This is a genomic window from Bradyrhizobium sp. (assembly GCF_030693485.1).
Classification (GTDB): Bacteria; Pseudomonadota; Alphaproteobacteria; order Rhizobiales; family Xanthobacteraceae; genus Bradyrhizobium.
Map to the genome: position 1 here is coordinate 1 of NZ_JAUYAN010000242.1, position 9,813 is coordinate 9,813.

General features: G+C 66.2%; 10 protein-coding genes. 8 read left to right on the top strand and 2 right to left on the bottom strand.

Annotation, left to right across the window (positions count from 1 at the left end; translation table 11 throughout):
- The 4 genes from Q8N40_RS17820 to Q8N40_RS17835 form a co-directional block, all read left to right on the top strand.
- Window positions 1-188: DUF3551 domain-containing protein (locus tag Q8N40_RS17820; protein ID WP_305712744.1), on the top strand; the 188-nt coding region annotated here is incomplete at its 5' end.
- 259 nt (window positions 189-447) lie between these two features.
- Window positions 448-1,260 carry a UDP-2,3-diacylglucosamine diphosphatase gene (locus tag Q8N40_RS17825; RefSeq protein WP_305712745.1) on the top strand — a complete coding sequence of 271 codons (813 nt, stop codon included), beginning with the start codon at window positions 448-450 and terminating at the stop codon, window positions 1,258-1,260.
- Window positions 1,260-2,312 (top strand): glycosyltransferase family 1 protein, encoded by a 1,053-nt coding sequence (locus tag Q8N40_RS17830; RefSeq protein WP_305712752.1) that lies wholly within the window; start codon window positions 1,260-1,262, stop codon window positions 2,310-2,312. Before Q8N40_RS17825 ends, Q8N40_RS17830 begins: the two co-directional genes overlap by 1 nt.
- Window positions 2,313-2,363: 51 nt before the next feature.
- Window positions 2,364-3,347, top strand: coding sequence for a threonine/serine dehydratase (locus Q8N40_RS17835; protein WP_305712746.1), 984 nt, complete (start codon window positions 2,364-2,366; stop codon window positions 3,345-3,347).
- 23 nt (window positions 3,348-3,370) lie between these two features.
- Here Q8N40_RS17835 and Q8N40_RS17840 read toward each other — a convergent pair whose 3' ends face one another.
- The gene (locus Q8N40_RS17840; protein WP_305712747.1) at window positions 3,371-4,618 is read right to left on the bottom strand and encodes a hypothetical protein; all 1,248 of its coding nucleotides are present in this window, start codon (window positions 4,616-4,618) and stop codon (window positions 3,371-3,373) included.
- 75 nt (window positions 4,619-4,693) lie between these two features.
- On the opposite strand from Q8N40_RS17840, the gene Q8N40_RS17845 reads away from it, so the two are divergent.
- Window positions 4,694-5,890 carry an MFS transporter gene (locus Q8N40_RS17845; RefSeq protein ID WP_305712748.1) on the top strand — a complete coding sequence of 399 codons (1,197 nt, stop codon included), beginning with the start codon at window positions 4,694-4,696 and terminating at the stop codon, window positions 5,888-5,890.
- Here Q8N40_RS17845 and dgcA read toward each other — a convergent pair.
- Window positions 5,860-6,855, bottom strand: coding sequence for an N-acetyl-D-Glu racemase DgcA (dgcA, locus tag Q8N40_RS17850; protein ID WP_305319071.1), 996 nt, complete (start codon window positions 6,853-6,855; stop codon window positions 5,860-5,862). The genes Q8N40_RS17845 and dgcA overlap by 31 nt on opposite strands.
- Window positions 6,856-6,996: 141 nt before the next feature.
- Here dgcA and Q8N40_RS17855 point away from each other — a divergent pair, with 141 nt between their 5' ends.
- The 3 genes from Q8N40_RS17855 to Q8N40_RS17865 all read left to right on the top strand — a co-directional run.
- Window positions 6,997-8,130 (top strand): ABC transporter permease, encoded by a 1,134-nt coding sequence (locus tag Q8N40_RS17855; RefSeq protein ID WP_305712749.1) that lies wholly within the window; start codon window positions 6,997-6,999, stop codon window positions 8,128-8,130.
- Window positions 8,131-8,132: 2 nt separating this feature from the next.
- Window positions 8,133-8,915 carry an ABC transporter ATP-binding protein gene (locus Q8N40_RS17860; RefSeq protein ID WP_305712750.1) on the top strand — a complete coding sequence of 261 codons (783 nt, stop codon included), beginning with the start codon at window positions 8,133-8,135 and terminating at the stop codon, window positions 8,913-8,915.
- A gap of 18 nt (window positions 8,916-8,933) precedes the next feature.
- The coding region (locus tag Q8N40_RS17865; protein ID WP_305712751.1) for an MlaD family protein at window positions 8,934-9,813 on the top strand (880 nt) is incomplete at its 3' end.

Consider the following 9,813-nt stretch of genomic DNA (forward strand, 5'->3'; position numbering starts at 1 on the left):
AGTATCCGGTCTGCCTGCAGATTTATCGAGGCATGACGGATTTCTATTTCGAATGCGGCTACACCTCGATTCCACAGTGCCAGATGTCGGCATCGGGCCGCGCCGCGCAGTGCATCGTCAATCCCTATTACACCGGCACCAAAAAGCCGCCGCGACAACGCGAGCGGCGGCCGCGCCGCGAGTATTGAGCTGATCAGGCCGCAACACATACCGTCGTCATCACCCGCGCAAGCGGGTGACCCGGTGTTCCAGAGACGCCGGCGATAGAACCGGGAAGCCACGGCGTACGGGATCGCCCGCTTTCGCGGGCGACGACAGCCTTGCTGTGAGCGGCCGTCGCCTGTTTGTCGCGCAGCATGCAACTTGCAACGAACAGGGTCGACGGTTGATTCGCTGGCGGTGCGGCCCGTCATCGCGCTGTCACGAAAATCTGCTAGCTGCTCGCGCATGGGAAGTGACGTGATGAGTGACGAGTGTCCGGAGCGGCGGTTTCGCACTTTGTTTATCTCCGACGTCCACCTCGGAGCCCGCGGCGCGCAAGCCGACCAATTGCTGGATTTCCTGCGCTGCCATGATGCCGACACCATCTATCTGGTAGGCGATATCGTCGATGGCTGGGCGCTGCAGTCCAGCTGGTACTGGCCGCAATCGCATAACGACTTCGTGCAGAAAATGCTGCGCAAGGCGCGCAAGGGCGCCAGGATCGTCTACGTGCCGGGCAATCACGACGAGTTTCTGCGCAACTATTACGGCACCCATTTCGGCGGCATCGACGTCGTCGAGGACGCCATCCATGAGGGCGTCGACGGCAAGCGCTATCTGGTGATCCACGGCGATATCTTCGATCTCGTGGTGCAGAACGCGCGCTGGCTCGCCCATCTCGGCGACAAGGCCTATGATTTCGCGATCCGGATGAACCGCCTGGTCAACTTCTTCCGGCGCGCGTTCGGCGTGCCCTATTGGTCGCTGTCGCAATGGGCCAAGCTCAAGGTCAAGAACGCCGTGAACTACATCGGCGCGTTCGAGCAGACGCTCGCCGCCGAAGCGCGCCGCCACGGCGCCGACGGCGTGATCTGCGGCCACATCCACACCGCCACCATTCGCGACGAGCACGGCATCCGCTACATGAACTGCGGTGACTGGGTGGAAAGCTGTACCGCGCTGGTCGAGCACGAGGACGGCCGCTTCGAGATCATCAGATGGACCGATCCGCTGCGCCTGATAGCACCGGTGGCCGCCATTGCGGCGCGGGCGGCCTGATGCGCGTCCTGGTCGCGACCGATGCGTGGCATCCCCAGGTCAACGGCGTGGTGCGGACATTGACCATGATGGCGCAGGCGGCCAGGCCGCTCGGTGTCGATGTCGGTTTCGTCACCCCGCAATCGTTCCGCACTGTCGGGCTGCCGAGCTATCCCGACCTGCGGCTGGCATTGCCGTCGCCGGGCAAAATAGCCCGGCTGATTGCTGAGGCACGTCCCGACAGTATTCACATCGCCACCGAAGGGCCGATCGGATGGCTGGCGCGGCGCTATTGCCGCCAACATGGATTGCCGTTCACCACCAGCTTCCACACAAGATTTCCGGAATACATCTCCGCGCGCTTGCCCGTCCCGGAATCGTGGATCTGGGCGGGATTGCGCTGGTTTCACAATGCCGGCCAGGCGGTGATGGCGGCGACGCCGGCGCTGGCAACCGAGCTGCGTTCGCGCGGCTTCCGCAACGTGGTGCTGTGGCCACGCGGGGTCGACATCCGCCACTTTCATCCGCGCCCTGTCGATCTCGGTCTGCCGAGCCCGATCTTTCTCTGTGTCGGCCGCGTGGCAGTAGAGAAGAACCTCGAGGCGTTTCTCGACCTCGATCTGCCCGGCACCAGATTGATCGTCGGCGACGGGCCGGCGCGCGCGGCGCTGACGCGAAAGTATCCGCAAGCGGTATTTCTCGGCGCGCGACAGGGCGAGGAACTGGCGGAGGCCTATGCCGCCGCCGACGTCTTCGTGTTTCCGAGCCGGACCGACACGTTTGGGCTGGTGCTGCTCGAAGCGCTGGCCAGCGGCCTGCCGGTCGCTGCGTTTCCGGTGAGCGGTCCGCGCGATGTGATCGGTGCAGCCCCGGTCGGCTCACTGCACGACGATTTGCAGGTCGCGTGCCTGGCTGCGCTGAGCATTTCGCCGCAAGCCTGCGTCGCCTTTGCCGCAAAGCACAGCTGGGAGGCGTCAGCCCGCGCCTTCGTCGATAATGTGACCAATATCCGCATCGATCCGAAAGGCAATCGGGTTCCATTCGAGCTGGACCAGCCGCGTTTCGTCGGTTGATCCCGTTCGAAGCAGCTTGCCCGGCTGCCGGCACAGGCGTAACTTTGTGCGATGACCATTGCCATTTTGCCTGTGACTTCCGCCGACATTGATGCGGCCGCGCGCGTCATTGCGCCCTTCGCGGTGCGAACGCCGCTGCTGTCGCCGTCCGTTCTCAACGAGCGGATGGGGACCCGGATCTTCCTGAAGCCTGAAATGCTGCAGCGGACCGGATCGTTCAAGTTTCGTGGCGCCTTCAACAAGCTGTCGTCGATCCCGATCGATGCGCGTGGCGGCGGCGTGGTGGCGTTCTCGTCCGGCAACCACGCCCAGGGCGTGGCGCATGCGGCGCAGCTGCTCGGCATGCAGGCGACCATCGTGATGCCGGCAGACGCGCCGCTCTCCAAGCGCGAGCGCACGAAGGCCTATGGCGCCGAGGTCGTTTTGTACGACCGCGACCGCGAGGACCGCGAGGCGATCTCCCGCGAGATCGCCGACAGACGCGGCGCCACGCTGGTGCGGCCGTACGACGATCCCTATGTGATCGCGGGGCAGGGCACGGTGGGCCGCGAGATCGCGGAGGACATGGCGGCGCTGGGCCTTGTGCCTGACATCGTTGTTGCCCCTGCCTCGGGCGGCGGGCTGATCGCCGGCGTCGCCACCGCGATCAAGGCGCGCTATCCGCATTCCATGGTGATGTCGGGGGAACCCGAAGAGTTCGACGACCACGCGCGCTCGCTGCGCGCGGGCAAACGCGAAGCGCACGGCTCAAAAGGCCGCACCATCTGCGATGCGCTGATGGCTGCGATCCCCGGCGAGATCACCTTCTCCATCAACAGCCAGCTGCTGGCGCAGGGCATCACCGCCAGCGACGCCGAAGTGGGCACCGCGGTCGGATTTGCCTTTCGCGAACTGAAACTGGTGGTCGAGCCCGGCGGCGCCGTCGGCCTCGCCGCCCTGCTGGCCGGCCGCATCGACGTCACGGGCAAGAACGTCGTGATCGTGCTGTCGGGCGGCAATGTCGACGCGGATCTGTTTGCGCGATTGATCGGCTGAACGGTCAGATCAGCCGAAAGTGCTTACGAGAACAACGCGATTTTCTCGGCCTGGCTCATGCGCCGGATCGGCGCCAGCGGATCGGCCGCGGCCGCCTGCGGCCGGCTCAGGATTCCCCTTGAGATCAGCGAGGCGCCGAGCGAGGGCTCTTCGGCAGCTTGCAGCGCGGGTTGCAGCGACAATTCGGCGGCCGGCGGCACTGCCGCAGCGGCGATCGGCTCGGGCTCGGGCTCCGGCGCGACGCTGACGGGGTCGGCAGGTGCGAGTTCCGCGACGGCGATTTCGGCCGACTCCAGTTCGGCGACCTCATCGACATCGGTGGGATCGTCCGCGGCCATTTCGAGCGCGATCATGTCGAGGATCGCATCGTCCTGGGCTTCAGCGGCCTCGGCAGTCAGGCCCGCCGGTTCGGCCGCGGCGTCCATCGTCTCCGTCATGGCATCCACGGTCTCGACTGTGACGTCGGCCGTCTCCGCCATCGCGTCCATGGCCTCGATCGCAACTGCGGCGGTCTCCGCCGTAACGTCTGCCGTATCCGCCATCACCGTTTCGGCTTCCGCCGCCGCGATGGCTTCCTCGGCCAGTACCGACGAGGCTCTCACCGTGGCTTCGGAATCGTCAGCGGGGGCCGCGGCCGCGGTCTCCAGCGGCTCCACCAGCGCGGCGAGCATTTCATCCGACGGGGTCGGCGGGGCCGCGGCCGACGGGCTGTCTGCCACCGCGGCTTGCGGCGAGGTTGGGGCGGTCTCGCTGCCGCCGAGCTCCGCGAGCTGTCGCTCGATGACGTCGAACGCAGCAAGCGGATTGATCGATGCGATCTCGCCGCAGGCGCCTTCAATGGCGGTGATCTGGGAATCGATCAGGTCGCAGATCCGGCTGTCGGCGCCGATTTCGCGCCAGCGCCAGGCGATTTCCCGGATGATCCGGCTGCCCTTGCGCACCGGTCCCAGTTTTTCTTCCAGCGCGAGGCCGTCGAGTGCGGCGACCCGGGCCTGATCGACCGCGGTCCGGATCGCAGCCAGCGCCTCTCTCAGCCCGTCGTCGGGGGCCGGCTGGGGTTGCCGCTGGGCCGCGAGGTTTTCCTCGAGCCGCGCCACCGCCTCCAGCACCATGCTGGTGTCGGCATTGCGGTTGCGCTTGGCATATTCGCCGAGAAACCAGCGGCCCCGCGACGTCTCCATGAACGCCTTGCTGATCGCGTCATAGTCCTCCTCGCTCGGCTGGGCAGCGCGAGCGGAGATCGGAGATAGCGCAAATGCTTCGTCGGCCATGCAAGACTCACCGCGCAAATGTCAGCGCGTTGCGTTAACGATCACCACGATATCGAGCGAATCGCAATTGAATTGATGCCGAGCGAATCACAAATCCCCACCGCATCTCAAGCGGCCTCCAGGCGATTCGCCACGCGGCTGGCGCTGTTTTACGGCACACTGTTCGGCCTCATCGGCACCCATCTGCCGTTCTTCCCGGTGTGGCTGAAGGCGGTCGGGATCGACGCCTCGTGGATCGGTATTATCACGGCCGTCCCCGCGGTGACGCGGTTCACGGTGCTGCCGTTCATCACCGGCCTGGCCGAACGGCGTCAGGCGCTGCGCGGCACCCTGATCGTCGCGGCGTTTGCGACCGCGTTCGGGCTGGCGCTGGTCGGAACCCAGCATTTGCCGCTCGCGGTATTCCTGATCTACGTCGTCACCTCCTGCCTGTGGACCTCGATGACGCCGCTGACCGACGCCTATGCGCTGCGCGGCGTGGCGCGCTACGGATTGAACTACGGACCGCTGCGGCTGTGGGGCTCGGCGGCTTTCGTGGCCGGCGCGCTGGCCTGCGGGCTATTGGTCGACCTGATCGCCGCCGAACAGCTGATCTGGGTGATCGCGTCGGTGGCGGCGCTCGGCGCGCTGGTCAGCCTGGGGCTGCAGCCGCTGGACAGTCCGAAAACCGCGGCGGCGCCGACGCAGGGCGCCACCGCGCTGCTGCGAGATCCCGGCTTTCTCGCCATCATCGCCGCCTCGGCGCTGATCCAGGGCAGTCACGCCGCCTATTACGTCTTCGCCTCGATCGCCTGGCAGCAATCGGGCCTGGGCGGGCTGACCATTGCCGGGCTCTGGTCGCTCGGCGTGCTCGCCGAGATCGTGGTGTTCGCGCTGTCGCCACGGTTCAAGCTGCAACCTGCGCTGCTGGTGGTGATCGCAGCATTGTGCGCTGTCGCACGCTGGTCGATCACCGCGCTGGATCCGCCGATCGCGGTACTCGCCGTGGTGCAGCTGGCGCATGGCCTGACTTTCGGGCTGACCATGGTCGGCACCATGGGCCTGATGGTGCGCCATGTGCCGATCGAGGTGATGGCGCGGGGGCAGGGCTACCTTGCCGCCAGCACCGGCATCGTCACCTCGATCGCGTCGATCTCGTCCGGCATGATCTTCGCCCGCTACGGGCAGGGCGTCTACTACCTGATGGCGGCGATGGCGCTGTCAGGCGGCCTCATCATGTGGTTTTCGCGGCAGCGCCTCTCTCACCCCCACAGCGCCGCTTCCGGCGGATAGACCAGGCTGCCGTCGTAGCGCAGTCCGCCGTCGCGGTCGCGCGCCAGCAGCAGCGGGCCATCGAGATCGACGAAGCGCGCCTGTCGCGCCAGCAGCATCGCCGGCGCCATCGCCAGCGAGGTCCCGACCATGCAGCCGACCATGATTTCGAATCCGAGCGCCTGCGCCGCATCGGCCATTGCCAGCGCCTCGGTCAGCCCGCCGGTCTTGTCGAGCTTTATATTGACGGCATCGTAGCGGTCGCGAAGTCCATCGAGCGATTTCCGGTCATGCACGCTTTCGTCGGCGCAGACCGCGACCGGCCTGCGGATCCGCGCCAGCGCGTCATCCTGCCCGGCCGGCAATGGCTGCTCCACCAGCGTGACGCCGGCCCCGGCGCATTCGGCGAGATTTTGCTCCAGATTTTGTGGCGTCCATGCCTCGTTGGCATCGACGATGAGTTCGGATTCGGGTGCCGCCTTGCGCACCGCGGCGATCCGCATCCGGTCGCCATCGCCGCCGAGCTTGATCTTGAGCAACGGCCGGTGCGCCGCCTTGGCGGTCGCCGCCGCCATCGCCTCGGATGTCCCCAGCGAGATGGTATAGGCGGTGGTGCAGGCGGCGGGCGCCGGCCGCCCGAGCAGGTTCCAGACGCGCTGGCCGCTGGTCTTGGCTTCGAGGTCCAATAGCGCGCAATCCAGCGCGTTTCGGGCGGCGCCGGCCGGCATGGCGGCCTGCAGGGCCTGCCTGTCGAGGCCGCGCGAGAGCGGCCCCTGCATCGCCTGCAGCGCGGCCAGCGTCGCTTCCGGGGTCTCGCTATAGCGCGGATAGGGGAGGCATTCGCCGCGCCCGGTATGGCCACCAAGTCTGACCTCGGCCACGACCGTCACCGCCTCGGTCTTGGCGCCCCGGCTGATGGTGAAGGACCCTGCGATCGGCCAGCGTTGGATCCGGGCGGCGAGCACGAGAGATTTGCTGGAAGTCATTTCAAAATCTGGCAATTTCTGAACCATCCGGCTTGCCCGGCGTAACCAAGTATGGCTGGTAAGGGACATGTTCTACAAGGCGGCGGCGCGTTGGATGTTTCCCTCCGTGATGAGCAGAGATTCGGCTGGGGTGTTGGCATCGTGAGCAGCGACCCGACATTGGAGCGGATTGCACGGGGCAATGGGCTGGCGCTGTGCGCCGCGGGTTCATGGACCGCGCGCTTTGCGCCTGATCTGGAGCGGATCGTCGCCGACGCCGAAAAGCTGGCCGGCAGCCGGCCCAACATCTTCATCGACGTCTCGCAGGTTTCCAGGCTCGACACTTTCGGAGCCTGGCTGATCGAGCGGCTTCGCCGCAGCCTGACCCAGGGCGGGGTGGAGGCGAAGATCGCCGGCCTTTCGGCCAATTATGCCACCCTGGTCGATGAAGTGCGCCGGGTGAAGGCTTCGCCCGCGCTCGACGCCAGTCCGGTGTCGCTCACCGGGATGCTGGACCAGATCGGCCGCAGCGTGGCCGGCGTCGGCACGACCCTGGTTGGCCTGATCGACATGCTCGGCGCGGTCCTGGCCGCCGGCGGCAGGGTGCTGATCCGCCCGCGCGGCTTTCGGTTGACCTCGACGGTGCATCACCTCGAACAGGTCTGCTGGCGCGCGGTGCCGATCGTCGTCCTCATCACCTTCCTGATCGGCTGCATCATCGCGCAGCAGGGCATCTTTCATTTCCGGCAGTTCGGCGCCGACATCTTCGTGGTCGATATGCTCGGCGTGCTGGTGCTGCGCGAGATCGGCGTCCTCCTCGTGGCGATCATGGTGGCGGGCCGCTCCGGCAGCGCCTACACCGCCGAGCTCGGCTCGATGAAAATGCGCGAGGAAATCGACGCCCTGCGCACCATGGGGTTCGATGCGATCGAGGTGCTGATACTGCCGCGGATGCTGGCGCTGGTGCTGGCGCTGCCGATCCTGGCGTTTCTCGGCGCGATGGCCGCGCTGTACGGCGGCGGGCTGGTGGCGTGGCTCTATGGCGGGGTCGAGCCCGAAGCCTTCCTGCTGCGGCTGCGCGACGCCATTTCGATCAACCATTTCATCGTCGGCATGATCAAGGCGCCTGTCATGGCGGCGGTGATCGGCATCGTCGCCTGCGTCGAGGGATTGGCGGTGCAGGGCAGTGCCGAGTCGCTCGGGCAGCACACGACGTCGTCGGTAGTGAAGGGAATCTTCTTCGTCATCGTGATGGACGGCGTGTTCGCGATCTTCTTCGCATCGATCGGAATGTGACGATGGCGCGGCAACCCCAAGCGCAACCTTCCGACAACATCATCCGGGTCCGCGACATCACCGTGCAGTTCGGCAAGAACCGCATCCTCGACGGACTGAACCTCGATGTGAAGCGCGGCGAGATCCTGGGCTTTGTCGGTCCCTCCGGCGCCGGCAAGTCGGTGCTGACGCGCACCATCATCGGCCTCGTCCCCAAGGTCGCCGGCAACATCGAGGTGTTCGGAATCGATCTCGACTCCGCCGACGCCAAGACGCGGCGCGGCGTCGAGCGGCGCTGGGGCGTGCTGTTCCAGCAGGGCGCGCTGTTCTCCTCGCTGACGGTGCGGCAGAACATCCAGTTCCCGATCCGCGAATATCTCAGCCTGTCGCAGCGGCTGATGGACGAGATCACCGTCGCCAAGCTCGGCATGGTGGGCCTGAAGCCCGAAGTCGCCGACCGGTTTCCCTCGGAACTTTCCGGCGGCATGATCAAGCGCGTGGCGCTGGCGCGCGCGCTGGCGCTCGATCCGGAACTCGTGTTCCTGGACGAGCCGACCTCCGGCCTCGATCCGATCGGCGCCGGCGACTTCGACGAGCTGGTCCGCACCCTGCAGCGAACTTTGGGCCTGACCGTTTTCATGGTAACCCACGACCTCGACAGCCTTTATACGGCTTGCGACCGGATTGCGGTGTTAGGGAACGGTAAGATCATTGCGGCAGGATCGGTTGCCGACATGCAGGCCTCGCAACACCCCTGGCTGAGGCAATATTTCCACGGCAAGCGCGCCCGCGCCGTGATGAGCTAGTACTGGAGTTCGATCTTAATGGAAACGCGGGCGAACTACGTCCTGATCGGAGCCTTCACGCTGGCGGTGATTGCCGCGGCGTTCGGCTTCGTGCTGTGGTTCCAGAGCCTGCACACCACCAAGGCGCGCAGCCCGATCCGGATCGTGTTTGAAGGCCCGGCCTCCGGCCTGCGCAATGGCGGCAGCGTCAATTTCAACGGTATCCGGATAGGCGAAGTCATCTCGGTCAAACTGGATAACCCGCGTCGAGTCGTCGCACTCGCGATGGTCGAGAACAAGGCGCCGATCCGCAAGGACACCCTGGTCGGCCTCGAATTCCAGGGCCTGACCGGCGTTGCCGCGATCTCGCTGAAGGGTGGCGAGGAGGCGGCGCCGGCCGTTCCGCTGGATGAGGACGGCATCCCGGTCCTAACCGCCGATCCGAGTGCGCTGCAGGACGTCACCGAGGCGATCCGCGCCACCCTGCAGAACGTCAACCGGATCGTCGCCGACAACCAGGAATCGGTCAAAAACTCGCTGCGCAATCTGGAGACCTTTACCGGCGCCCTGGCGCGCAATTCCGAAAAGATCGACGGCATCATGGTCAAGGTCGACGGCGTGATGGGCAAGGCCGACAGCCTGATGCTGGGCCTGAATACGGTCGCCGGCGGCAATTCCGGCGGCGAGCTGTCGGCGATGTTGAAGTCGATCAAGGATCTCGCCGACGACCTCGACAAGCGTACCAACCTGCTGATCGCCGACGGCCGCCGCACCCTCGGCGACATCAGCCGCGCCGTGAACAATTTCGATCGCAACCCGAGCCGGGTGATCTTCGGCGGCAGCAACAACGCCGCGCCGGCCGAACCGCCGCCGGCCGCAGCGGCAAGGCCGCCCGCAGCGGCAAGGCCGCCCGCGGCCG

What these genes read in the sequence shown, in the direction of transcription:
- Q8N40_RS17825 (WP_305712745.1), top strand. Translation starts at nt 448, where the DNA reads ATGGGAAGTGACGTGATGAGTGACGAGTGTCCGGAGCGGCGGTTTCGC.
- Q8N40_RS17830 (WP_305712752.1), top strand. Translation starts at nt 1,260, where the DNA reads ATGCGCGTCCTGGTCGCGACCGATGCGTGGCATCCCCAGGTCAACGGC.
- Q8N40_RS17835 (WP_305712746.1), top strand. Translation starts at nt 2,364, where the DNA reads ATGACCATTGCCATTTTGCCTGTGACTTCCGCCGACATTGATGCGGCC.
- Q8N40_RS17840 (WP_305712747.1), bottom strand. Translation starts at nt 4,618, where the DNA reads ATGGCCGACGAAGCATTTGCGCTATCTCCGATCTCCGCTCGCGCTGCC.
- Q8N40_RS17845 (WP_305712748.1), top strand. Translation starts at nt 4,694, where the DNA reads ATGCCGAGCGAATCACAAATCCCCACCGCATCTCAAGCGGCCTCCAGG.
- dgcA (WP_305319071.1), bottom strand. Translation starts at nt 6,855, where the DNA reads ATGACTTCCAGCAAATCTCTCGTGCTCGCCGCCCGGATCCAACGCTGG.
- Q8N40_RS17860 (WP_305712750.1), top strand. Translation starts at nt 8,133, where the DNA reads ATGGCGCGGCAACCCCAAGCGCAACCTTCCGACAACATCATCCGGGTC.